Source organism: Klebsiella sp. JN_Kp126, assembly GCF_033843325.1.
Taxonomy (GTDB): Bacteria; Pseudomonadota; Gammaproteobacteria; order Enterobacterales; family Enterobacteriaceae; genus Klebsiella; species Klebsiella michiganensis.
Genome location: NZ_JAWXQV010000050.1, coordinates 136,199 through 158,816, shown reverse-complemented (window position 1 = coordinate 158,816; position 22,618 = coordinate 136,199). Strand labels below are relative to the sequence as shown.

23 protein-coding genes are annotated in these 22,618 nt (G+C 54.8%); 11 read left to right on the top strand and 12 right to left on the bottom strand.

Annotation, left to right across the window (positions count from 1 at the left end; genetic code table 11):
• Positions 1-4: 4 nt before the first annotated feature.
• A complete protein-coding gene (locus SIK97_RS09695; protein WP_057173843.1) occupies positions 5-1,351 on the bottom strand; it encodes an McrC family protein in 1,347 nt (448 codons plus the stop codon).
• Complete coding sequence (locus SIK97_RS09690; RefSeq protein WP_057173844.1) at positions 1,351-3,423, bottom strand: McrB family protein; 2,073 nt, start codon at positions 3,421-3,423, stop codon at positions 1,351-1,353. The genes SIK97_RS09695 and SIK97_RS09690 overlap by 1 nt, the downstream gene beginning before the upstream one ends.
• 186 nt (positions 3,424-3,609) lie before the next feature.
• Here SIK97_RS09690 and SIK97_RS09685 point away from each other — a divergent pair, with 186 nt between their 5' ends.
• Entirely contained in the window at positions 3,610-4,002 is a 393-nt protein-coding gene (locus SIK97_RS09685; RefSeq protein ID WP_057173845.1) for a hypothetical protein, read from the top strand.
• A 262-nt stretch (positions 4,003-4,264) separates the two neighbouring features.
• Here SIK97_RS09685 and SIK97_RS09680 read toward each other — a convergent pair whose 3' ends face one another.
• Positions 4,265-5,689, bottom strand: coding sequence for a PLP-dependent aminotransferase family protein (locus SIK97_RS09680; protein WP_047724610.1), 1,425 nt, complete (start codon positions 5,687-5,689; stop codon positions 4,265-4,267).
• A gap of 177 nt (positions 5,690-5,866) precedes the next feature.
• Here SIK97_RS09680 and SIK97_RS09675 point away from each other — a divergent pair, with 177 nt between their 5' ends.
• The 4 genes from SIK97_RS09675 to SIK97_RS09660 all read left to right on the top strand — a co-directional run bounded on the left by SIK97_RS09675 (position 5,867) and on the right by SIK97_RS09660 (position 9,195).
• Complete coding sequence (locus SIK97_RS09675) at positions 5,867-6,031, top strand: DUF1127 domain-containing protein (protein WP_004098259.1); 165 nt, start codon at positions 5,867-5,869, stop codon at positions 6,029-6,031.
• Positions 6,032-6,602: 571 nt separating this feature from the next.
• Positions 6,603-7,067, top strand: coding sequence for a MarR family winged helix-turn-helix transcriptional regulator (locus tag SIK97_RS09670; RefSeq protein WP_057173110.1), 465 nt, complete (start codon positions 6,603-6,605; stop codon positions 7,065-7,067).
• A 6-nt stretch (positions 7,068-7,073) separates the two neighbouring features.
• Positions 7,074-8,141, top strand: a complete 1,068-nt coding sequence (locus SIK97_RS09665) for an HlyD family secretion protein (protein ID WP_057173111.1) — start codon at positions 7,074-7,076, stop codon at positions 8,139-8,141.
• Positions 8,131-9,195, top strand: coding sequence for a DUF2955 domain-containing protein (locus SIK97_RS09660; protein ID WP_004098265.1), 1,065 nt, complete (start codon positions 8,131-8,133; stop codon positions 9,193-9,195). The genes SIK97_RS09665 and SIK97_RS09660 overlap by 11 nt, the downstream gene beginning before the upstream one ends.
• A gap of 2 nt (positions 9,196-9,197) precedes the next feature.
• Here the strand turns inward: SIK97_RS09660 and SIK97_RS09655 are convergent, their stop codons facing one another.
• A complete protein-coding gene (locus tag SIK97_RS09655; protein ID WP_025108161.1) occupies positions 9,198-10,112 on the bottom strand; it encodes a LysR substrate-binding domain-containing protein in 915 nt (304 codons plus the stop codon).
• A gap of 312 nt (positions 10,113-10,424) precedes the next feature.
• On the opposite strand from SIK97_RS09655, the gene SIK97_RS09650 reads away from it, so the two are divergent.
• From SIK97_RS09650 to SIK97_RS09640, 3 genes are read left to right on the top strand one after another with little or no spacing between them, the layout of a single operon-like run.
• Positions 10,425-11,108, top strand: a complete 684-nt coding sequence (locus SIK97_RS09650; RefSeq protein WP_014227768.1) for a nucleoside recognition domain-containing protein — start codon at positions 10,425-10,427, stop codon at positions 11,106-11,108.
• Positions 11,101-11,568: a YjiG family protein gene (locus SIK97_RS09645; RefSeq protein ID WP_004128539.1), complete on the top strand. Its 468-nt coding sequence runs from the start codon at positions 11,101-11,103 to the stop codon at positions 11,566-11,568. Before SIK97_RS09650 ends, SIK97_RS09645 begins: the two co-directional genes overlap by 8 nt.
• A gap of 20 nt (positions 11,569-11,588) precedes the next feature.
• Positions 11,589-12,692 (top strand): M20 peptidase aminoacylase family protein, encoded by a 1,104-nt coding sequence (locus SIK97_RS09640; protein WP_047724607.1) that lies wholly within the window; start codon positions 11,589-11,591, stop codon positions 12,690-12,692.
• A gap of 59 nt (positions 12,693-12,751) precedes the next feature.
• Here SIK97_RS09640 and SIK97_RS09635 read toward each other — a convergent pair whose 3' ends face one another.
• The 4 genes from SIK97_RS09635 to SIK97_RS09620 all read right to left on the bottom strand — a co-directional run bounded on the left by SIK97_RS09635 (position 12,752) and on the right by SIK97_RS09620 (position 15,252).
• Entirely contained in the window at positions 12,752-13,006 is a 255-nt protein-coding gene (locus tag SIK97_RS09635) for a DUF3343 domain-containing protein (protein ID WP_014227770.1), read from the bottom strand.
• Positions 13,003-13,770 carry a putative 2-hydroxyacyl-CoA dehydratase activator YjiL gene (gene yjiL, locus SIK97_RS09630; protein ID WP_014837323.1) on the bottom strand — a complete coding sequence of 256 codons (768 nt, stop codon included), beginning with the start codon at positions 13,768-13,770 and terminating at the stop codon, positions 13,003-13,005. The genes SIK97_RS09635 and yjiL overlap by 4 nt, the downstream gene beginning before the upstream one ends.
• An 8-nt stretch (positions 13,771-13,778) precedes the next feature.
• Positions 13,779-14,930: a double-cubane-cluster-containing anaerobic reductase gene (locus SIK97_RS09625; protein ID WP_025108164.1), complete on the bottom strand. Its 1,152-nt coding sequence runs from the start codon at positions 14,928-14,930 to the stop codon at positions 13,779-13,781.
• Positions 14,931-15,012: 82 nt separating this feature from the next.
• The gene (locus SIK97_RS09620; protein WP_009652824.1) at positions 15,013-15,252 is read right to left on the bottom strand and encodes a DUF2164 domain-containing protein; all 240 of its coding nucleotides are present in this window, start codon (positions 15,250-15,252) and stop codon (positions 15,013-15,015) included.
• A 374-nt stretch (positions 15,253-15,626) separates the two neighbouring features.
• Between SIK97_RS09620 and SIK97_RS09615 the strand changes: the two genes are divergently transcribed.
• Together SIK97_RS09615 and SIK97_RS09610 are read left to right on the top strand one after the other, a co-directional pair.
• A complete protein-coding gene (locus SIK97_RS09615; RefSeq protein ID WP_047724604.1) occupies positions 15,627-16,838 on the top strand; it encodes a phosphoadenosine phosphosulfate reductase in 1,212 nt (403 codons plus the stop codon).
• Positions 16,838-17,464 (top strand): IbrB-like domain-containing protein, encoded by a 627-nt coding sequence (locus tag SIK97_RS09610; RefSeq protein WP_014227775.1) that lies wholly within the window; start codon positions 16,838-16,840, stop codon positions 17,462-17,464. Before SIK97_RS09615 ends, SIK97_RS09610 begins: the two co-directional genes overlap by 1 nt.
• A gap of 10 nt (positions 17,465-17,474) precedes the next feature.
• Here the strand turns inward: SIK97_RS09610 and mdtM are convergent, their stop codons facing one another.
• The gene (mdtM, locus tag SIK97_RS09605; RefSeq protein WP_049075164.1) at positions 17,475-18,716 is read right to left on the bottom strand and encodes a multidrug efflux MFS transporter MdtM; all 1,242 of its coding nucleotides are present in this window, start codon (positions 18,714-18,716) and stop codon (positions 17,475-17,477) included.
• A 163-nt stretch (positions 18,717-18,879) separates the two neighbouring features.
• On the bottom strand, positions 18,880-20,169 hold the full coding sequence (locus SIK97_RS09600; RefSeq protein ID WP_074463557.1) for a DUF445 domain-containing protein: 1,290 nt from the start codon (positions 20,167-20,169) through the stop codon (positions 18,880-18,882).
• Between the two features lie 300 nt (positions 20,170-20,469).
• Here SIK97_RS09600 and SIK97_RS09595 point away from each other — a divergent pair, with 300 nt between their 5' ends.
• Positions 20,470-20,904 (top strand): RICIN domain-containing protein, encoded by a 435-nt coding sequence (locus SIK97_RS09595; RefSeq protein WP_046877824.1) that lies wholly within the window; start codon positions 20,470-20,472, stop codon positions 20,902-20,904.
• 89 nt (positions 20,905-20,993) lie between these two features.
• Here the strand turns inward: SIK97_RS09595 and SIK97_RS09590 are convergent, their stop codons facing one another.
• Both SIK97_RS09590 and SIK97_RS09585 read right to left on the bottom strand, forming a co-directional pair.
• Positions 20,994-21,635 carry a LysE family translocator gene (locus tag SIK97_RS09590; protein WP_047724601.1) on the bottom strand — a complete coding sequence of 214 codons (642 nt, stop codon included), beginning with the start codon at positions 21,633-21,635 and terminating at the stop codon, positions 20,994-20,996.
• Between the two features lie 46 nt (positions 21,636-21,681).
• Positions 21,682-22,497: an AraC family transcriptional regulator gene (locus tag SIK97_RS09585; RefSeq protein ID WP_032747771.1), complete on the bottom strand. Its 816-nt coding sequence runs from the start codon at positions 22,495-22,497 to the stop codon at positions 21,682-21,684.
• Between the last annotated feature and the right edge of the window lie 121 nt (positions 22,498-22,618).

Sequence of the window (22,618 nt, the reverse complement as noted above, 5' to 3'; positions counted from 1 at the left end):
CTGGCTATTGTAACGGTAAAAACGGTGAAGTTCCGCAGTCTGTCAGGCTAAACTTTGCTGGCATGAGTAATCTTGAGGTTTGCAGGCTGGTTCCAGCTTCGAATGGCACAACCCACAGGCGTAGCGTTTTTCCCCCTGAATGATTGAATTCAAAAGGGTGTTCGAGGGGGGCCAGGAATCCTTCATGGCGTGGATAAATTAAAAGCATGTCCCCTGAGCCCTGCATGTGGTTCACACCATAGGCCAGCATTTGATACAAATCACTCTGTGTAAGGTTGAACTTATTGTTGTTCGTATCGATCAGCTTCCATTTCATGTCGCAAATGACGGATGACTGCTCTGGTCGGTTGCGGGGGATAAGCCAGATATCTGGTCGAAGTTGAAACATGGGTGAGGTGCCATACTGAGCAAGATAATGTGATTTTGATTGCGGCTTCACCTGCCAGTGAGTATGACAGTACTGGCGTAGCCAGGCGGTGACAAAAGCTTCAAATACCGCTTCCATTGGAAACAAAAGAGATATGGCTTCTGCATGGCCTTGCATACAATGCGGCGAGTTGCCTTGCAGAATCAGCTTTGCCCAATTTAGTGGTGATTCGTAATACTGCATATGACGATCCAGATGAACCTGCCTGAAGGCGATATCAACATTATCGACTTTAGGTATGGTATCAAATAGTTCCTGCAGGCGGTTTAGAGCCTGCAGAAGCAATGGATTAGTTGTGTAACCGTAAACTTTATCAATGGCGGTTTTTAACAATCGGTTTTCTGGTCGCTCGATACGATACTCGTCATATTCGACATAGAAGCGATCGCGATGAACGCTATTTTTTTTGAGTTGTTCGCTAGTTAACAGTTTACCTCTCAACCATGGAAGGTTGTCCCGTTGACGCAAGTAATCATATTTTAATCCCCTGCGAACGATAGTCTCCATGCTCGTGACAAACTGTTGGATGAAAATATCCATTAATGTCATCCTTGACGTCATGATATTTGCTGTTGTAGTTGCCATATGGCGAAAGCTATTAAGCGTTTCAAGCATCATCAACAACCGCCGACGGGCATGAGATTTGTCATCTCGCAACTTACCAGTTTTCGGCAAAATTTCGATAAGCCGTTGTTGAGGAAGGGCAATAACACCTACATAATTTTTCACCTGTATCACTTTGACGCCGCCAATGGCACGTAGGGATAATAAACGTTCCTCCTCACTTTCTTTATCTCTAAGGCAGCGTTGTTCTAACCAGCGAAACGAAGCTGCAGGTAGTGATTCAGCATCAGCCAACTTTCCGTGGTCCTCTTCACTGATAAGATAACCATACTCAAAAATGGTGTGGATACTGCCAGCCATTAGCTTTGTACCGTTGTAGTTGTATTGGGAGCGTAGATTTGTTGATATGCCAACGGATTATCCCAGACCTGATCGTCATCCTTGCATAACTGATAGCTAATACCGGCTTCCTGAAGATCATCAAGAGCGGTTTGCCCGAAAAGCGTTGCCAGATCGCTCTGATTTTCTACTGAACGAACAAAATGTAGCGATTCCTCTTTTTTTTGATTATCCCCAAGCACCAGGCGAATTTTCTGCCAGTCGTTATAAAAATACTCCTCCAGCAGTGGGAGTATTTTATTCTTCATCACTCGTTTTAATTTCTTAAGCGCTTCAGCTGGGTTATCTTTCTCTTGTACAACCGGCATAAAAAAAGCGTGTCCGAGAGTGTGTTCGCTGTCATAAAGTGCCTGAATTCGTGCATTCAGCGTAGTGAGTAATTTTTTAAGATCAACGCCATGGATGAATGTATCGCTTAGAAGCGATACGTCAGGCATGAGAGGTTGAAATTCGAAACGGCGGCGTAGGGCGGTATCTAAGGCAGTCAGCGAACGATCCGCGGTGTTCATAGTACCTATGATGTAAAGATTACCAGGGACTGAAAATGGCTGCGATGAGTAAGGAAGGCTCACGCTTAGTGCTTCACTTTCTCCTGCGCGTTTTGAGGTTTCAATCAACGTAATGAGCTCGCCAAATATTTTTGAAATATTGCCACGATTAATTTCATCAATGATCAAGACGTAATTTTGTTTTTTCTTTATCTGTTGCTTTCCTGGTGTTTCTGGGAGATGCCATTCTTTGATCAAATACTGAAGAATACCGCGGACATAGGAAATATTATAAATATTTTCTTTCTCCCCCTGATAAAGGCGACGAATATTTTCAATCGATGCCGGATATCCTTTATCCAGTTGTTCATTTTTCGATTGCGAAGGAAATACTCGAAAAGTATTGTTATTGGCGTATGTGACTCTAAAATCACTACCGTTGGTCGTCTTTAAAACAATGACGTCTTTTTCCGTACACTGCGTTTTGAACTTCTCTATAGCATCATCAAGCGCTAATTGCGCCCCCGCGTTACCGAAAGCAGCATCTTCGCAAATTTGTTTAAAGACACCGGGTTTTATATCATAGCGAACATTGCCATCATCACTGGTTTCGGCTCTAAGTCCCTCAATGAACTCCTCGTAGCCAAAACTTTGATGGAACGTGATGAAGCGTATACGTTTTTCGGCGATAAGTGCGTCATACATGCTTTTAATCTCAGCACGACGTTCGATTTTTTCTTTTCCTTCAAGGCGAGCATAGGCTTGTGGCTCACAAGCACGTACGGCAATTTCGATGGTTTTGTAAGTCTTTCCGGTGCCCGGTGGACCGTAGAGAATGAGGTTTTTGGCAGGAAGGATGTCGTTCGGTTCATCACCGCGATCATCATCGCTTGAGATAGAAGATTCTATGTTCTCTGAGCTATTACTATCTTCTTCAATTTCAGATGCATAAAGATGCCAGAGGCACATATTGAGTTCAATATCTTCTGGTTCGTTACTAACGTAACGATGAAATGTTTCTTTAAGGGCCAGATTAAGCTTGAACCATTTTGATGGAGACCATTCACCATCTTTAGGCAAATTCAGTTGGAAGCGGTTGTTGCAGTAGTTATAAACACGGAAGAAGGCCCCCTCATTGATAATGCTGGTTATTTGCGAGGGATAGAAGGCTGCAAAGGTACGGCTGCACAATGCTCGGTAAAACTTCTTCAGCTTTCCTTGCTCTTTAAGAGACTGTAAGCGTTGATGCGCCAGTTCAAAAACCTCAAGTGTACAACCAGAGGCAATGAGTCTGGTGAGAGCACGGAGATCATCTTTAGTTTGAAGGAATTCTTCATGGGACATCCCGCCTTGTCGCAGACTGGCAACCCTGTTGTCGCGTGTATACCAAAGATCCATGATAGTTTGATCGGTGAAATCTGGGTTTTCACGCTGAACTCGACCAAAAAGTTCCCGATATCCAGGCCCCCACTCGGCGTTTTTTTTGTTATTGTCCAGAGCGAATTGCCTGAAGAAAGGGGCTAGTGATTGCGGATCTTGTACCATTTGATGGGCTCCCTGATATCAATACTATTTATCATGGTTATATGTTATATCAAAAAAATCACTGTATTGTGTGAAATATTTTTCAAATATATGAAATTTTAAAATATTTTTTCGTTAAATGATAAATATATCAAGTAGAATGTTTGGGGCGATTCTATAATCAGTTACCTTCATAAGGTGAATAATATGCGAGATTTTAATTCCGGAAATATCAATGGTGATGTCACCATTAACGATCATTCGAATCAGCATGCATCTAAGTTGTTGATTTATTGTGATAACGATGAGTTGATTTCAGAGGAGCAACATCGACTAAAAGTTTTGCAAAAAGAGAGAAAAAGAAAATCAACTATTTTCTTGAAGATTCTGGCCGGATGCGGCCTGCTAATGCTATTTGCTGGGGGATGGTATTTTATTCATGGTCAATGGGATCTTGTCTCTGGTTTGACCGGATTAGCTGGCGGGGTTTTCAGTCTTACCGCTATTTGTAGTTCAAATACACCAACTCCTTTTGAGAAAAGACAGCTGGATGCTTTGCGGGAAATTAATCTCATTCTTAGAGAAAGAGATTTCAGATAGCCGGGACCTCTTAATAACTATAAATTTGATTTATCGAAGGGGGAGCAGGAGAAAATAAATAAATCTTTCGCGTAGATGCATGACATCGTTAAAATGCTGCGGTCTGTTTAATTTTTTAAAGTGGATATGAGGACAGCAGCATAAAAGACTCAGACGCTGGAAAGTGGACGAACTGTAAAATCCGGAGGCGGCGCTTGACGCGCCTTGTCCGGGCTACCGGCCCGCAGAGAGCGGGGAACCGGTAGCACCGGCCAGCGCAGACTCACTGCGCCTCCCACTCCATCGCCACCTTCACCGCCATTCCCAGCTGCACCATCACCTCTTTATGCTTATCTGTCGGCGGCAGGGCGCAGTTGATCCTTAAGCAGTTGCGGTATTTCCCGGATGCTGAAAACAGCGATCCCGGCGCGACCTGGATCTTTAGCCGGCACAGCTGCTTCGCGACGCAGACCATATCCACCTGCTCCGGCAGCTCGACCCACAGCATAAAGCCGCCTTTCGGGCGGGTAACGCAGATCCCACAGGGGAAAAACTCCCGCAGCCAGCAGGTGTAAATCTCCATATTACGCTGGTAGATCTGCCGCATCCGCCGCACGTGGCGGTGATAGTGGCCTTCGCGAATAAAGTTACAGGCCGCCAGTTGGGTGGAGGGAACGTTGGTGCCGCTGGCGGCATACTTCATCTGCAGCAGACGATCGTAATAACGGCCGGGGGCAATCCAGCCGATGCGCAGGCCGGGAGCGATGGTTTTGGTAAACGAACTGCAGAGCATCACCCGGCCGTCGATATCCCAGGAATGGATGGTGCGCGGGCGCGGGTATTCGGTCGCCAGCTCGCCGTAGATATCATCCTCAAAGATAACGATGTCGTGGCGCTGGGCGAGGCACAGCGCCGCCCGCTTGCGGGCATCCGGCATGATAAATCCCAGCGGATTATTGCAGTTGGGGACCAGGATCACCCCTTTGATCGGCCATTGGTCGAGCGCCAGCTCTAACGCCTCGATGCTGATCCCGGTTTCCGGATCGGTGGGGATCTCGATGGTTTTTAGCCCTAATCCGCGCAGCATCTGCATGGTGCCGTAGTAGCAAGGGGATTCGACGGCGACGATATCGCCGGGCTGGCATACCGACAGCAGCGCCAGCGACAGCGCGCTGTGGCAGCCGCTGGTGAGCACCAGGTCGTTGGCGGTGACCACCGATCCGCCATCGAGCATCAGGCGGGCGATCTGTTCGCGCAGTTCGCGACGCCCGGCCAGTTCGTCGTAGTTCAGCACTTCGCTAAGGTTGTGCTGGATTGCCCGGCTCAGCTCGCGCCAGATAGGCTTCAGGCTCGGCTGAGTGACGTCCGGCGAGCCGCCGCCGAAGGGGATAATCGATTTATCGTGGCGGGCGTCGAGCATGGTCAGCACCTGATCCCACTGGGTGATCTCAACGGGGCGTTGGACCGGACGCGACATCGGCGGTACCGGCGGCTGGGCTTTACGCGGGGCCACAAAATAGCCGGATCGCGGCTGCGGTACGATCAGCTGCTGCTGTTCCAGCGTCTGGTAGGCCTGCTGAACGGTGCTGATGCTGACGCCGTGTTCCTGGCTCAGGCTGCGTAGCGACGGCAGCTTTTCGCCGGGGCGATACAGCCCCTGTTCGATGCGTTCTGCCAGCAGGCTGGCCAGATGTTGATAGCGGGTCATGCTGTATCCTTGATCGTCGCCATACAGATCAATAAACCAGTACAGATTGGCGGTAAAAATGAGGTCTGCTGTACGTTTTAGCGAATCTGTATGTTAAAGAAAAGTATTTTGTGAATCTGTATTGTTTGGCCGCGGATCCGTGAAGATAAAGCCTCTGGCAAGGTGAGGAGGTAGAGGATGGAATTTCACGAGAATCGGGCAAGACAGCCGTTTATCGGCTTCGTGTTTCTGGCGCGGATAATCAAAAAATGGTGGCTTCGTGAACAAACGCGCAGAACATTGCAGCGTATGAGCGACGAACAGCTAAAAGATGTCGGGCTGCGTCGGGATCAGATCAATTAAAAAGTGCGATTTGTTACCCGGCATTTTCCCGGAGGCGGCGCTTGACGCGCCTGTCCGGGCTACCATACCGCGCAGAGCCGTAGCCCCGGTAAGCGCAAGCGCGACCGGGGATTTTCCCGGAGGCGGCGCTTGACGCGCCTTGTCCGGGCTACCAGACCGCGCAGAACTGTAGCCCCGGTAAGCGTGAGCGCGGCCGGGGATTTCCCCGGAGGCGGCGCTTGACGCGCCTTGTCCGGGCTACCATACCGCGCAGAGCCGTAGCCCCGGTAAGCGTAAGCGCGGCCGGGGATTTCCCCGGAGGCGGCGCTTGACGCGCCTGTCCGGGCTACCAGACCGCGCAGAACTGTAGCCCCGGTAAGCATAAGCGCGGACGGTGGGTTTCCCCGGAGACGGCGCTTGACGCGCCTTGTTCGGGCTACCAGACCGCGTAGAACTGTTGCCCCGGTAAGCGCAAGCGCGACCGGGGATGATACATTCATATAATTTATCAATTCATGCTTATCCACTCTTCGTTTCTTGATACTTACCGTGATAAGTATTATTTTCCTCACCGTTAAGTGAGGAAAAAAAGATGACCGAAGACGACCTGTTTGCCCGCCGCCCGATGGGGATGCGCATGGCGATGGTGGTGCGCCAGTGGCGCGCGATTATTGATTCTGCCATTACCGACACCGGCCTGACCCAGTCAAGCTGGACGGTGCTAATGCAGCTGCATCAGCTGGGGAATAACGTCTCGGTCAGCGAGCTGGCGGAAGTGCAGGGCATTGAACTGCCGCCGCTGATGCGCACCCTCACGCAGCTGGAAAAGCAGGGCTATCTGCTGCGTTCTACATCGCCTTATGACAAACGCATACGCCTGCTGACGCTGACGGCGGAAGGCCGCGCTATTCTGGAGAAGCTGAACCGCGTGATTGAGACCTATCAACAGCGCGTCACCGAAACTATCCCTGAAGCGCAGCTCGCCGCCTTTAGCGCCACGTTAAATCAAATCGCCTGCAATCTGCGGACTATCCGCGAAGAAGATAACAAGATCTAAAACACTATGATGACCCCTGAACAGAAATTTGCCCGCTGGGTAAGGGTGAGTATTGCCGCCTTCCTGGCCATATTCGCCTGGTTTATCGTTGCCGATATCTGGATCCCGCTCACGCCGGACTCCACCGTGATGCGCGTGGTCACGCCGGTCTCGTCGCGCGTCTCCGGCTATGTCTCCCATGTCTATGTGCACAACAACAGCCAGGTGAAGAAGGGCGACCTGCTCTATGAACTGGATCCGACGCCGTTTATCAATAAAGTGGAAGCGGCGCAGATCGCTCTTGAACAGGCGAAGCTGAGCAACCAGCAGCTGGACGCGCAGATCGCCTCTGCCCGCGCCAACCTGTGCACCGCCCAGTACACCGCGCGCAACGATAAGGTGACCTTCGATCGCTACCAGCGCCTGAGCACCATGCAGAACGTCTCTCAGTCGGATCTGGATAAAGTGCGCACCACCTGGCAGACCAGCGAGCAGTCGGTCAGTGCGCTCAACGCCAGTATCCAGAATCTGCTGATCCAGCGCGGTGAACGTGACGATGGGCGCAACGTCACGCTGCAGAAGTACCGCAATGCGCTGGAAGAGGCGCAGCTTAACCTCGGCTGGACGAAGGTCCGCGCGGAGACCGACGGGATGGTGAGCAACCTGCAGCTTAACCCCGGTCTGTACGCCACCGCCGCCACGCCGCTGCTGGCGCTGGTGAGCAATCAGACCGATATCGTCGCTGATTTCCGCGAGAAGAGCCTGCGCCACACCGGCGTCAATACCGATGCTGCGGTGGTGTTTGATGCGCTGCCGGGGAAAGTCTTCCCGGCGCACGTCACCAGCAGCGATGCCGGTATTCTGGCCGGCCAGGAAGAGGTCAATGGCCAGCTATCGCAGCCGGAGCAGTCCACCCGCTGGGTGCGCGACGCGCAGCGCATGCGCATTCACGTCGCCCTGGACGAGCCGCTGGATAAGCCGCTGCCCACCGGCGCCCGCGCGACGGTACAGCTCTATAACAGCGATGGCCCGTTCGCCCGTACCTTCGCCGGCGCGCAGATCCATCTGGTGAGCTTCCTGCACTATGTCTATTAATACCCTGGCGCGGGTCTTCACCCCGCACGGCAACATCGTCTACACGGCGAACGATTTTCGCCAGACGCTGCGCATCGCCGTGGCCGGCACTATCGCACTGAGCATTTCGACCTTCTACGACGTACAGTACGGCGTCTTTTTCGTGGTTTATCCGCTGATGCTGCTGTCGCTGGTGCCGGTATTTAACCGTCACGTGGCGCGGCAGTTTGTGTTCAGCGCAGCGGTGAACTGCGTCGAAATGGTGTTAATCGTCGGCTATCTGTCGCAGTGGCCGGTGATTATGACGCTGGTGGTGTTTGGCCTGTACGTGATGCGCTTTCGCTTTATGAGCCAGGGGCCGCTGTTTCTGCTGGGGTCGATGGGCGTGGTGTGTCAAAGCACGATGCTCAACTTTATGAGCTATCCCACCAGCAACTGGCACACCCTGATGTTCTCCAATATGGAGGCCTGCGTGATGGCGGTAGCGCTGAGCGCATTGCTCAACTACTTCATCCCGGACGTTGAACCGCGCAAGCCGCCGCCGCGCATTGAAAAAGACGCCGCCCGTATTCGCCACGAATCGCTGCTCTCCGGCAGCGTGGCGACAATGATTTTTGTGATCTTTCAGGTCTGCGACCTGAGCGACTCGCTGTCGGCGCTGATGGCGGGAATTTTAATTCTGTTCCCGATGCACTATCGCGGCGCGGTGATCAGCTCGATCTGGCGCGTGGTGGGGGTGGTGCTGGCCTGCCTTTATATCCTGGTGGTGCAGCTGATTATCTACGACTTCAGCAATCATATGGTGCTGATGATGCCGCTGATTGGTCTCGGCCTGGCGTTTAGCGCCCGCCTGCACGTGATGGAGAAGGTGGGGGCCGGCGTTGGCTTCGCCAGCATTACCACCATCGGCATCATGTTCGGCCAGAACCTGCATCCGGACCAGGACCTGGTGTTCAGCGATCTGTACCGCATCACTTCCGTCACCGTGGCGCTGATCGTCACGCTGACCATGGTCTTCCTTATGCATCGGCTGCTGAACTGCTTTGCGCCAACCCGATTCGTAGTGACCGAATAAGCTCAGGCCGCCAGCGCCCGCTGCGCGTCGCGAAAAGCGTTGTGCAGCAGCCGCCACATATGATGCGCCGCCGGGGAAAAGCGGCGGTCGGAGTTGCGTAGCAGGTGGCACTGGGCGCTGCTGGCGATGGGATGATCGATGGGGACCGCGGTCAGAATACCGTGGGCTATTGCTTCCCGGGCGGCGTATGCGGTCATAAAAGAGATCCCCAATCCCGCCTGGCTCAGGCTCATGGCGGTGGAAAAGAGGTTGCAGCGATAGGCCGGATGAAACTGCCGTCCGGCGGTTTTAAACATGGCGTTCATATGGCGCTGCAGGCCAAAGCTGTCGGTGAGCGCGATCAGGCGATATTGCGTAAGCTCATCGATGGTGACGGCGGGCAGGGCAGCGATGGGATGCTGTGGCGAGACCACGGCGCAGATAGGGCCCCACTGAAAGCTGTGGCGTTTAAGCTCCGGGTTGCCGATGGGGCCGAAGGCGACCGCCATATCCGCTTCGCCGCTGGCGATATCGTTGAGCATCTCCTGCATGCTGCCGACAATAATATCCACGAACACGTTAGGCCAGGACTGAGAAAAGGTGCTCATCACCGATTCAATAAAGGTGGTGACCAGCCCGCCGCCAATCCTCACCGAGATAGTCCCGCCGCGCATATGGCGTAAATCCTTCAGGTGACTTTCCAGCTTTTCCCGGCGCTGACGGCTTTCGAAGTAGTCCTCTGCCAGCAGACGTCCGGCTTCGGTCAGCACCACGTTTCGTCCCTGGCGTTCCAGCAGCGGCAGCTCCAGCGCCCGTTCCAGCTGCGCTATCTGGCGGCTGATGACTGACGGGTTGATGCCCAGCATATCGGCGGCCCGGCGAATGCCTCCCTGAATCCCGACTTCATACAGATAGCTCATCGGCCTCTCATGCAACATCGTTTCTCGCTCCTTTGTTGACCTGTAGTCAACAATAACACCCTTTCACAGGTATTTATCATCCCGGCAAGTTATAGATAATCGTAATTCGGACAAAAACTGACAGGGAGGAAAATTCTCATCGCTTATTCCCGGCGTGCTATTAAGGCGGCAAGGCTCGGGGAGTTGAAGAATAAGAAATGGTGATGATGCTGATTAAGGGAATATGGAAAAGCTTATCAGTGAAAATAATAAATTCGAATAACAATAAATTGACATAATTTCAAATTGCAAACAATCGCACTAACATTTCATTATGTGAGAGGACAGGGTATGAGTGAAAATAAAACGTTGGAATGTTCCTCCGACGAAACGACAAATGAGTGGAAAGTCGGGCCCGGAGCCTGGATTTCACTGATCGTCGTATTGTTAGTTTTCTCCGGGTTGCTGTTTAAGGTTGAGGGCATGGCCTGGCTGGGGGCGTTTGACTTTACCACCCTCGGCGGCGCGTTCGGCACCATGAAAACGCCGGAAACCAACACCTTTATCGGCAGCGGCGGCATCAGCGCCAAGGCCGGCTTCCTGTTTGCCCTGTCGCTGGTGCCGACGGTGATGCTGGCGCTGGGGCTGCTGGAGATATTTACCCACTACGGCGCGATCCGCGCGGCGCATAAGCTGCTGACCCCGCTGCTTCGCCCGCTGCTCGGGATCCCGGGTTATACCGGCCTGGCGCTGATTACCGACTTACAGAGTACCGATGCCGGGGCGGCGCTGACCAAAGAGCTGTATGACAGCGACAAAATAAATCGTAAGGATCTGGTTATTATGGGCGCCTGGCAATATTCCGGCGCCGGTCTGATTAATAACTACTTCTCGATTGGCTCAGCGCTTTTCGCTTCGTTAACCATTCCTATCATTATTCCGCTGCTTTTAATGTTTGTGCTGAAATTTGTCGGCGCGGCAATCACCCGTCTGGTTCTGAATACCGCTTATAAAAGGGATTTTGAAAATGAATAATTCGGCAAAAGTCGGCAGTAACCCATTCGATATTTTCGTTATCGGCGCGCGCAAAGGATTTAATATCGCCATCAACAATCTGATGCCGAATGTATTAATGGCCTACGTGATCGCTGAAATGCTGAATTTGCTCGGCGTGATGCAGATCATCGGCCACGTCTGCGCGCCGCTGATGGGCCTGTTTGGCCTGCCGGGTGAAGCCATTACCGTATTGCTGACCTCCTGGCTTTCCGCCTCTGCGGGAACCGGCGTGGCGGTGAGCCTGTTGAGCAAAGGCACCCTCAACGTGGCGGATATCACGATTCTCATCCCGGCGATTTTCCTCATGGGTTCGCAGCTTCAGTACATGGGGCGCCTGCTCGGCGTGGCGGATGTCCCGAAAAAATATTGGCCGCTGCTGATGGCGGTGAGCATTATCAATGCCGTTATCGCCATGCTGGTCATGCGCGTGATTGCATAATAGAAGGCAAGGAGTAAGACGTGTCGCGAACTTTAGAGCATTTCAACTATCTGCATCAAATCCCTGAACTGGGCTTTGAGGAGCACAAAACGTCGGCATACATCGGCGATGCATTAGAAGCCGCGGGGTTTCAGGTTCAGCGCAACGTCGGCGGCACCACCGGCATTGTTGCGCTGCTGGATAGCGGTAAGCCGGGGCCGGTCGTGGCGCTGCGGGCGGATATGGATGCGCTGGGCCATATCATCGATGGCCGCTTAGAGGCTCGCCATACCTGTGGTCATGACGGTCACTCTTCGGTGGTGTTGACCGCCGCGGAAGAGATCCTCGCCGAAGGGCTGGTGAAGCGCGGGAAGCTGAAAATACTCTTTCAGCCCGCCGAAGAGCTGGGCACCGGGGCGATCGCGCTGACGGACGCGGGCGCGCTGGACGACGTGGAGATGCTGTTCGGCTTCCACCTCAGGCCGCTGGAGGAGTGTCCGAAGGGCAAGGCGGTGCCGGCGATGTACTACTCCGCCTCGGCGACGGTGATGGTCGATTTCCACGGCAAAGCCGCGCATGCCGCCCGGCCTCACCTGGGCGTTAACGCGCTGGATGCCGCGTCGCACGCGGTGCAGGCGGTAAACGGGATTCATCTGGCGCCTTCGCTGACCTGGAGCGCTAAAGCGACGCGCTTTCTGTGCGATGCGGGGGTAACCAACTCGGTGCCGGCGAAAGCGCACGTGTGCTGGGATCTGCGCAGCGCGGAAAATGACGGCATGGCGACGCTGAAAGAGCGGGTGGTGCGGGCGATAGAGAGCAGCGCGGCGGCTTACGGCGCCACCGTCGATATCCAGATCGTCAAGGAGATGCCCGCCGCGATTATCGACGAACAGGCTACGGCTATCGTCAGCCAGGCGATCCGGGAAACGTTTGGCGAAGCCGGCTTAACGGAAGCGAAGAGTACGCCGGGCAGCGAGGACTTTTTCCACTACCTGCGCCTGCGTCCACAGGTGAAGGGCGGGTTCTGGGGGCTGGGCTGCGACCTGCTGCCGGGGCTGCATCATCCGGAGATGCACTTCGACCGCGCCGCGCTGGCGGATGGCGTGCGGGTGTTTAAATCCTGCGTTCGCCAGCTGCTGGGCTGAGGGAACAAACCCGGATATTGTGCTCGCTGTACGCCGCCGGGCGATGATTCGCGCCCTGGTTACGCCTGCGGCGGAAACTGAGCCAGCAGCTGATAATCATCCCCGGCGACGCGAAACAGAGCTTCCGTTTGGCCGGGGAGAATCCACTTCTGTTCTTCGCCCGGCTCACAGCTCAGATAAATGCAAAGCCCGCAGCCGCCGCGCAGCTGGCGCGGAATGTCCTTCACCCGGAAGGACGCTCCCGCCGCCTGCAGGGCTTTGCGCATCCGCACTACCCCCACCGTTGAGTGAAATAAAAACAGATATTCCGTCACCGGCGGCTCCTCTGACGTAAGCCGATCAGCGCCGCGCCGATCGCCCCGGCAAACTGCGCGTCGGGATGCGTCTGCACCGCCATACCCACGTGCCCCTCCAGCCTCCGCGCGAAGGCCGCGCAGTGGCTGACGCCGCCGGTAAACAGCAGCGGCCCCTGCGCCGACAGACGGCCAATAAAATTGGCGCTGCGTCGGGCCATGGCGTTGATCACCCCGGCGAGGATCGCCTCCGGCGGCACCCCGGCCGAACGCAGGCTGATGACCTCGGATTCGGCGAATACCGTGCACATGCTGGTAATCGCATGGGGTTCAATACCGTCGGTGATGCTGTCGAGCTGCTCGACGCTGGCCCCCAGCGTACGCGAGATCACCTCCAGAAAGCGCCCGGTGCCCGCCGCGCATTTATCATTCATCAGGAAATCGGTGAGATTACCCGCCTCGTCCAGCTGGATAACCTTGCTGTCCTGGCCGCCGATATCGATGACCGTCCGGGTCTGCGGGGCCAGCAGGCGCGCGCCGAGCCCGTGGCACGAGATCTCGGTGACCTGCTTATCGGCGAAATCCACCAGCTGGCGACCGTAGCCGGTTAAGGTTAAAAAGGGGCGCTCGCTCAGGCCAGCGCGGAGCGTTTCCCACGCCTCAACGATGGCGTCGGCGGGGCGAAACGGCGTCGGGCAGAGAAAGCGGCGCTGAATCACGCCGTCTTCAAGCAGGATGCCTTTGGTGGCGGTCGATCCGGAATCAATCCCTACGGTAATGGTCACGCGCGCTCCTAAAGCATCTCGATAAAGGCCGCCACGCGGGTGCTGAGCTGGCCGATATCCGCCGTCGAATAGTCGGTCTCAATGGCGATATAGGGGATGTCGTGCTGCTGGCGCACGTGGCGTTTTATCGCCAGCGATTCCACCGCGTAGGTGTGGCAGGCCTGCAAAATGACATCCACCACGCCGTCCGCCTGATATTCATCCACCATCTGGCTGAGCAGGGACAGGCGCTGGTCGTTCGGCGAAATACAGGAGCAGCCGATGGCGAGATATTTATCGGTCAGGGCGTCGTAAACGTCACCCGTCTCCTCCACGCAGCGCTCGGTGGCTTTCGCGCCGGTGCAGTTTTCAAAACCGACCACCCAGCCGCCGTTGTCCTCAATGGCTTTCACCACTTTTTCCGCCGCGCCGCCGATCGGGCAGCCGGTGATCAGAATACGCGGCCGCGCCTCCAGCCGTTTGCCCTCTTGCCACTGCTGGCGTACCCGATCTGCCATGTCGTTGAGCTCATCGATCAGCGCCGCTTTATCGAAGCGGAAGGTCGCGCCGTAAACCACTTTTAAGATATCGCTGCCGCTGAGCGCGGGCGGGTTGAGCTGCCCGACGCGATAAAAGTTCGCCAGCGCCCGCCGTTCGCGGTTCTTGAGGATAATCGCCTCGCGCAGGGCGGCTTCGGTAATCGGCGTACCAAAGCGATCTTCCACCACCTTCTGCAGGCGCAAAATTTCCGCTTTCCACAGCGCTCGCGAGGCATCATCGCTGGCGCTGTTCGGCAGCTGCATCACGTGCACGGCTTTGAATTCGGCCATGTATTCGTACATTTTCTTTTTGCCGTCGCAGGTGGTTTCGCCCACCACGAGGTCGGAAAAGTAGAAGTAGGGGCATTTGTCGGTCTTGCCAAAACCGTAGCTGCTTTTTATCAGCGGACAGAGGTTGCGCGGCAGATCCTTTTCCGCCTCTTCAATCGTCTCGTCGGAGGTGGAGCACAGCGACACCACCACCGCGCCGGCGGCCAGCGGAATTTCCTGCGGCATAAAGGTGCAGTAGGTGCCAACCAGCGGTATGTTTTGCTCTTTAAGCTCCATGACCGTGAGGAAACCCTGCTGGCGGGCTGCGGAGAAGTGGTCAAAAATGGCGGGTAGATCGGTGATAAGCGACATGGTTTTCCTTCCCCGTACACGGGAGATGATGAAAGAGGTCGCATTATAACCCTGTTTACTGTGGGTATTTATTGATCTTCCGCTAGTAGACTTTTTTCAGATCCATCTCTTCCTGAATCCGATCGCCCCACGCAAGGTGGGTGGCGATGGCCGCATCAATCCCGGCGTTATAAAACATTGGACCCAGCTCTTTCGCAATAAAGTCGACAAAGAATTCCGCGTCAAATTGCTCCAGTTCCAGCTCAAAATTCTCTTCGCAGTATTTAGACAGCTTCTCGCGCAGCAGATCGCGTTGCGGCGGGCTGAGATCGATATCGCTCATGGCGTTCCTTAATCAATATTGTTACGGTGGATCGGGGCTGCTGATTATATCCGATTGCGGAGAGTCAGTTGCGATATGGCGTGATGTTTTTGGCCGCAATAAAGGATATTGATGACCTCGCTCGGCGGAGAATTGTGACTGAGATCACAGTACTCCCGAGAAAACGAAGATAATAGGAGTTATTATCGTAACTTTATGAATTTAAATGAGATAACATGATTTTTATGGTGTGAATAACATTTAGTCGCGCTCGCCTTTTTTCAGCATGTTCGGTATCTGGATGAATAATCTATGAACCTGATTTCAGGTTATCTGGCTTACGGAATTTTTCTATAAGTACATTCTGACGGCGATTCATTTATCAGGGGTGAAGGATGAAACGCGTAAAACTGAATATGAATGTTTTTGACGCTGCTCTGATGCGCCTGGATTGGGTATTTGATACTTTCGAGCAGGTCTGTTTATCTTTTTCGGGTGGTAAAGACTCGACGGTATTATTTCATCTGGCGGCAGCCGTTGCGCGTAAAAAAGGGAAAAAGTTTGCGGTATTGTTCGTGGACTGGGAAGCGCAGTATTTATTAACCATCCAGCACGTACAAAATATGAAAGAGCGCTATCAGGACGTGGTAAGCCGCTTTTACTGGGTGGCGCTGCCAATGACCACGGTGAGCGGCGTATCGCAGCATGAGCCGGAATGGGTCGCCTGGCGGGCCGGGGAAGAATGGGTGAGGCAACCGCCGGATGACGCCATCACCGATGCCGCTTTTTTCCCTTTTTATCAGCCGGAAATGACCTTTGAAGCGTTTATACCGGCCTTTTCCCACTGGCTGGCTGCGGGGCGCAGTCTCGCTTCGCTGATCGGCATCCGCACCGACGAGTCGCTGCATCGCTATATGGCGCTCACCTCGCCGACCAAACTGCGCTTTGAGGAAGATAAACCCTGGACCACCGCCTCGCCGGAAGGGTTCAGCTATACCTGCTATCCCCTCTATGACTGGCGGACCCGCGACATCTGGATCTTTAATCATAAGTCGCGCCTCCCCTACAATCCGCTCTATGACCTGATGCACCGCGCCGGCGTACCGCTGAAAAATATGCGCGTCTGCGAGCCCTTCGGCCCCGAGCAGAGGCGCGGGCTGTGGCTCTATCACATTCTTGAGCCGGAGACCTGGGAGCGGATGTGCCGTCGGGTATGCGGCGCGCACAGCGGCGCGATTTACGCCAACGCCAGCGGCGACTACTTTGCGCTGAAGACCAAAATCCGCAAACCGGCGCATTTTAGCTGGCGCGAGTATGCGCTCTTTCTGCTCGACAGCATGCCGGCAAAAACCGCCGAGCATTACCGTAATAAAATCGCTATTTATCTGCACTGGTACCAGACCCGCGGTTTCCCTGTCGATATTCCCGACGAGCAGGAAAAAGATCTCGGCTATCGCGATGTTCCCTCATGGCGCCGCATCTGCAAGACGCTGCTGAAAAACGATTTCTGGTGCCGGATGCTGTCGTTCAGCCCGACGCAGCCAAAGCACTATGAGCGCTACTGTCGGCTGGTGAGTAACAAACGTAAAGAGTGGAGGACGCTTTGATGTCGCCGGATGTGGCTAAGACAGTGATTGAATATCTCGAGTCGTTTGATGATGTTGACCTGAAAATCAAAGCGATTAACGAGCTGAAGAGCCTGATCCACCAGCACAGTCCCTTCTGCCGCGAGCCGGTGGACTGCGTGCTGTGGGTCGAGGCCAAAACGGTTGAGGCGAATGACTACAACCCCAACGTGATGGCGACGGTGGAAAAAAAGCTGCTGGAACGCTCTATCGAACTGGATGGTTTTACCCAACCGGTAGTGGTGGCTCGCCAGCAGCGACGGCACCTGGTCGTGGACGGTTTTCATCGCCACCTGATTGGTAAGAGTCGCCCGGAGCTGAACCGGCGCCTGCATGGTTATCTTCCGGTGACGCTCATCAATGCCGAACGCGAAGGGCAGAAAGAGCGCATCGCCGCCACCATTCGCCATAATCGCGCCAGGGGCAAACATCAGATCGCGGCGATGTCCGACATCGTCCGCGATTTACATCGCCAGGGCTGGGACGATCGGCGCATCGGCGAAGAGCTCGGTATGGATGCGGACGAGGTGCTGCGCCTGAAACAGATCAGCGGCCTGACGGAGCTGTTCGCCGACGAGAGCTTTAGTGAAGCCTGGACCGTGGAGTAGCCAATGTGCGCTACTCCTGCGCCAGCTCGGCTTCCGGCTGCTGGCGTATCCGGCTTAATAAACCCGCCAGACAGCACGCGGCCGCGATCCCCGCCGCCACCCCCAGCAGATGAAAAGGCAGCCTGCCGCCGTTAAACCACAGCCAGCGCGCCGCTTCGATAGAGAGCGCGCTGACGCTAAGGATCACGATATTTAGCGAAGCGGAAACCGTACCTTTTGGCAGATCGTTAGAAAAGAGGGTAAAGCGGAACAGCGTCGGGAAGATCAGCCCGATGCCGAAGGCGTAGAAGCAGGTGCCGAGCACCGACCACAGCCAGACGTGCGGCCACAGCAGGTTGCCGAGGATCAGGATCGCCAGCCCGGTCATCTGGATGGGCACCGCGCGCCAGATAAAGCGCGGACGCGTCGGGTCTTTTACCCAGCGCGCCACCGACAGGTTGGCAATAATCACCGCGCTGAAGACCGGCACCTGGGTCCAGGCGAACTCGGCGGTGGTCAGCCCGCCGTCGTCAATCAGGATAACTGGCGAGACCGCAACCCAGCTCATCAGTGGAATATAGCTGAGCGAGAGCGTGGCGGCGCCGAACAGAAAAACGCGGTTGCGGAAAACATCGCGGAAATCGCGCAGCACGCCGCTGGCGCTGAAGGGGACGTCGCCGCGCCGGACGGTCTCCGGCATATTCAGCAGCAGCCCCAGCCAGGCGATAAACCCCATGACGGCAATAATCCCGAACAGCACTTTCCAGTGCACGAAGTGCATCAGCGCCGCGCCGGAGAGCGGGCCAATTATTGGCGCGATCAGCACGATCGAGGTAATAATCGCCATCAGCTTAATGGCTTTTGTCTGGCCGAACGCCTCCTGCACGGTGACGTAGCCGACCGTGGCGATAAAACAGATGCTGGTGCCCTGAACAAAGCGCGCGGCGAGGAACTGCTCCATTGAGGTGGTGAACAGGGTCGCGAAGCAGGCCAGGGTAAAGATCAGCGCGCCGGTGAGCAGCACCGGACGGCGGCCGATACGATCGGAGAGCGGCCCGAGCAGCCACTGTAGCGCCATGCCGCCGGCCATATACAGGCTGACCGAGGCGGGAGCCAGCGCCACGTCGGCGTCAAAGTCGCGCACCACGTGAATAATCCCCGGCTGGATAAGATCGGTGGTCAGATAGGCGGCAAAGTCATACAGGATCAGCGCCGCCGGGAAGAACAGCGTGGCGGAATGGCGGGCGAAAAAACGGGTCATCCATTGCAACATCGGTGGGCTCCTTGTTGAGTCTCTACGCCATAAATAGCCGTTTATGCGCGCACTATTTCAGCACTTCACACTGCAATAAATTTAGGGTCAACCTAAATATCCATGTGTTTTTAATGGTTAATATGTATTCATATAAGAAATACATTAAAAACAAAAAGTTGAATTAAATATGTAAATGCAGCAGCGAAGGAATTTGTGAAAACAGCCACAGCAGCAGACCGATAGTGCCGCCAACCAGCGTGCCGTTGATGCGGATAAACTGCAGATCCTTACCAATGTTCAGCTCGATTTGTCGCGACATATCGCGGGAGTCCCAGCTTTTAACGGTATCGCTGATATGGCGCGTCAGGAAGGCGGCAAACTCCGGGGCCACCCGGTGCGCCGCCTGCTCAAGATGTTCGTTCAGGGATTCGCGCAGCGCCTCATCGTGGAGCAGCGTTTCGCCAAACCACTGACCGGCTTCGGCAATGCGCTGCTTAATGCGTGAATCGTCGCTATTAACATCGTTTTTAACCCAGCCGCGCAGATCGGCCCATACCTCGCCCAGATAGCGGTTAAAGGTCTCATCGTTTTTCAGATACGCTTTGATATTGTCCGCTTTTTCCGCCATCAGCGGATCGGACTTCAGGTTGTCGATCAGCTTCAGCGCCGCGCGATCGAAGGCCTGGCGGATCTGATGGGCGCGATCCTGACTCACTTCGTCGAGCAGCGTGTTAACCACATCGGTAACCATTTCAGCGCTGTGCTCACCGAGCCATTCGGTAGGCAGCAGCCTGGCTTTAAGCGGATGCTCGGTCTCCAGCCAGTGCACGATGCCGCGGGCAATAAACGCCCGCGAGCTGTCGCGCTGGAGCAGGGCGATCAGCTGGCTAATCAGCGAATCCAGCAGCTTCTGGTGGCGATTATCGCGCGTCAGCCCTTCCAGCATCATAGCGCTGGTTTGGGTTAGATCGACCTTATCAATCGCTTTATGCACCGCCCGACGCAGCAGGCGCTGAATGCGCGCGTCATCGGTTAGCTCCAGAAAGCCGCTCATCACCTGCAGCAGATGCTGGCCGACCCGACGCGCGTTTTCCGGCTGGCTGAACCAGTTACCGAGCATCAGCGCCGGTTCATAGCGCCGGATCAGCGCGACCAGAGAGGGCGTATCGAGAAATTTTTCCTGCACGAAATAGCCGAGATTATCAGCAATCCGGTCCTTATTACGCGGAATAATCGCCGTATGCCGCGCAACGAACGGCAGCGGAATACGGCGAAACAGCGCCACGACTGCAAACCAGTCCGCCAGCGCGCCGACCATTGCCGCTTCGGAAATAGCCTTTAGCGCACCGACCCATGGCGTAGGCGGCAGCACGAGGGTAGTGATAAAAATGGCGGCTGCAATCAGCAGCAGCGAGAGCGCCAGCAGCTTGGCGCGTTTCAGTTCAGCGAGTTTTTCCATAAGCTTAAGCATATAGCCTGACGGCTAATGCGTAAAATCTTCGCCATTTGACGCCCTGGTCATTCGGATTCCTCTTTTTCCGACGAGAGAGACGATGAGGGTTAATTTAATTTACGTAGCTTAAATTCTATTTTTAAATAATTAAACTTAAATGCATTCATAATATATATCCCACATGGGTTTTTTCTTAAGTTAGTTATTAATAAGTGATCTTAATCACATTATATTCAAGGTTAAATAAGGCATTGTTTATTTCAGGGAAAACGTTAATCAATTTCTCTTGCTACTGGTCTTTTATAAAAGGAGTTTTTCATGATTGGTATATTTAAATATGCAGCAAAAAAAGACATGGTATTAGGTATTAGCGATCAGCAAGCCGGGGCTAAGGCTGTTATCTTACCGACGTCCTCACCGTTAAATAAAATTCTGTGGTCGGTTGATGACAGGACCGGCGAGATCGTCCTGGCCGCCAGCGAGGAGCTGCTGCTGGGCATTTGCGGGGATCGTATGGGCTCAGGCGCAGCGATTGAGCTCCAGGTTCGCGGGAATAAAGCGACGCAGCGGTGGGATTTAGTCAGCTCACGTCGCTTTATTAAAAGCAAACAAAACCCGAGCTTTGTTATGGACAGCTACAACCGCGGCACGAACCAGGGGAATCCGATTATTCTTTTCGAATTTAACGGCTCGGAAGCACAGCAGTGGGTATTTGTACCGATGGATATGTTGACGGCAAATAGTCCGGAATAATTATTGTGTAAGATGGCGATAGAGTGAAGCCTCGTTTATTCCCTGCTGGGGAACGGCGAGGCTTTGTCCTTATTTGATGATTGGTAATATTAATTAAAAATAAACTGCCACACAATCCAACAACCAAAAGCCATCAATACGCCGCCGGCCGTGCGCTCGACTCGCCAGACGACGGCGGAAAGGCGGCGCTGCACCGACGGTAGCGCAATCAGCGTGACCAGCAACAGATCCCATATCAACACCACGCTGGTCATCCAGGCTCCGCTGACGGCCTGCTGCACCAGCGTGACGTTCGGGCCCAGCAGGGAGGTCATCAGCGCGAGGTAGAACAGCGCGTTTTTCGGATTGAGCAGCGAAGAACCCAGCCCGAGAAAAAGCTGTTTCACCAGCGGCGGGCGCGAAGCCGAGGCGCCGTGCAGCGCCAGCGTGGTCGGACGGCTTCTGAGCAGCAGGCTGCCAATCCACAGTAAATACGCCGCGCCCAGCAGCTCAATCACCGTAAACAGCAGCGGCGCCTGGCGCAGGATCCCCCAGCCGATAATGGCCAGAAGAATATACAGACCGTTTCCGGCGGCAATGCCGATACACAGGCCGACGCTGCCGCGCAGGCGATAGCGGATGGCGTAGCCCACCAGCAGAAAAAAATCCGGCCCGGGGCTCAGCAGGGCGACAAAATGGGAGAGCGCCAGCGCGGGGAAGGCGGAGGGAAAGAGCGTAGCGAGTATGTCCATAGCAACCTCAGTATTAATCTGAGGTCACCTTACGCCAGCGTAAACGCTAATTATTGTCTGTTATTGATCGGGACTGCGCATACTGGCGCGGCGTGGCGGCGGTATAGCTGACAAAGGTTTTATGAAAGTGGCTCTGGTCGGCAAACCCGGCCTGGTAGCCCACATCGGCGATATTATCCCCGGCCCGCAGGCGCGTTTTGGCGAACTCAATCCGCGCGATATTGATAAAGCTGGCGGGCGTCAGGCCGGTATCCTGCTTGAAGGCGCGGATCAGCGTCTCTTTGCGCAGCGCAAACTCATCGGCGAGGCTATCCAGCGTCGGCGGCGCCTGCAGATTGGTTGCCAGACGACTGAACAAACGCGCGCTGGTCTGACTAAGCGCCACAGGCGCGAGCGGGCGCAGCGGCAGATCGCGCAGGAACCGGGCGACGCTGACGGGTAGCGCGGCGGTGTTTTGCTGAGTCATCAACGCCACGATCTGCAGATACCGGGCAAAGAGCCCGGCATCGCGAATCACCGGCTGGGAGGTTATCAACCGCTCGTGATGCGCATCGTTTGCCAGCTGCCGCCAGCACCAGCTTAGCTCGAGATAGAGCATATGGTAGCTGCGCGGCTGGCCGTCGCGCGGATTGCAGCTGTGGGGCGCCTGGGCGGGGATAATAATCAGATCGCCCGGCCGCAGCAGATACTCCTGCCCGTTGCAGATACAGCGCGTTTCCCCCTCGATAATCGCCCCCACGGAGAGCTGCGGATGGCGGTGACGTTTGTAGGCCTGACGGCTTTGCCAGGTGCTGCGCAGCTCCAGCCAGGGCAGCTGTTCATCGCGCCAGAAGGTTTGCTGAATATCGCGCGTATGGCTCACGGTGGACTCCTTAGCTGAGGGGGATAGCTGTTTATAACATGCCTTCATCCTGCGGGAGAACCGCGAGTCGCGTTCAACAAAAATGTCTCGCTTGCAGCCGAAGGAAGATATCTTTCGTCGC

Coding starts and splice junctions, on each gene's coding strand:
- SIK97_RS09660 (WP_004098265.1), top strand. CDS start 8,131: ATGTCTATTAATACCCTGGCGCGGGTCTTCACCCCGCACGGCAACATC.
- SIK97_RS09590 (WP_047724601.1), bottom strand. CDS start 21,635: ATGGACATACTCGCTACGCTCTTTCCCTCCGCCTTCCCCGCGCTGGCG.
- SIK97_RS09610 (WP_014227775.1), top strand. CDS start 16,838: ATGTCGCCGGATGTGGCTAAGACAGTGATTGAATATCTCGAGTCGTTT.
- SIK97_RS09620 (WP_009652824.1), bottom strand. CDS start 15,252: ATGAGCGATATCGATCTCAGCCCGCCGCAACGCGATCTGCTGCGCGAG.
- SIK97_RS09675 (WP_004098259.1), top strand. CDS start 5,867: ATGGAATTTCACGAGAATCGGGCAAGACAGCCGTTTATCGGCTTCGTG.
- SIK97_RS09680 (WP_047724610.1), bottom strand. CDS start 5,689: ATGACCCGCTATCAACATCTGGCCAGCCTGCTGGCAGAACGCATCGAA.
- SIK97_RS09645 (WP_004128539.1), top strand. CDS start 11,101: ATGAATAATTCGGCAAAAGTCGGCAGTAACCCATTCGATATTTTCGTT.
- mdtM (WP_049075164.1), bottom strand. CDS start 18,716: ATGTTGCAATGGATGACCCGTTTTTTCGCCCGCCATTCCGCCACGCTG.
- SIK97_RS09595 (WP_046877824.1), top strand. CDS start 20,470: ATGATTGGTATATTTAAATATGCAGCAAAAAAAGACATGGTATTAGGT.
- SIK97_RS09690 (WP_057173844.1), bottom strand. CDS start 3,423: ATGGTACAAGATCCGCAATCACTAGCCCCTTTCTTCAGGCAATTCGCT.
- SIK97_RS09625 (WP_025108164.1), bottom strand. CDS start 14,930: ATGTCGCTTATCACCGATCTACCCGCCATTTTTGACCACTTCTCCGCA.
- SIK97_RS09685 (WP_057173845.1), top strand. CDS start 3,610: ATGCGAGATTTTAATTCCGGAAATATCAATGGTGATGTCACCATTAAC.
- SIK97_RS09600 (WP_074463557.1), bottom strand. CDS start 20,169: ATGCTTAAGCTTATGGAAAAACTCGCTGAACTGAAACGCGCCAAGCTG.
- SIK97_RS09670 (WP_057173110.1), top strand. CDS start 6,603: ATGACCGAAGACGACCTGTTTGCCCGCCGCCCGATGGGGATGCGCATG.
- SIK97_RS09665 (WP_057173111.1), top strand. CDS start 7,074: ATGATGACCCCTGAACAGAAATTTGCCCGCTGGGTAAGGGTGAGTATT.
- SIK97_RS09695 (WP_057173843.1), bottom strand. CDS start 1,351: ATGGCTGGCAGTATCCACACCATTTTTGAGTATGGTTATCTTATCAGT.
- SIK97_RS09655 (WP_025108161.1), bottom strand. CDS start 10,112: ATGTTGCATGAGAGGCCGATGAGCTATCTGTATGAAGTCGGGATTCAG.
- SIK97_RS09615 (WP_047724604.1), top strand. CDS start 15,627: ATGAAACGCGTAAAACTGAATATGAATGTTTTTGACGCTGCTCTGATG.
- SIK97_RS09650 (WP_014227768.1), top strand. CDS start 10,425: ATGAGTGAAAATAAAACGTTGGAATGTTCCTCCGACGAAACGACAAAT.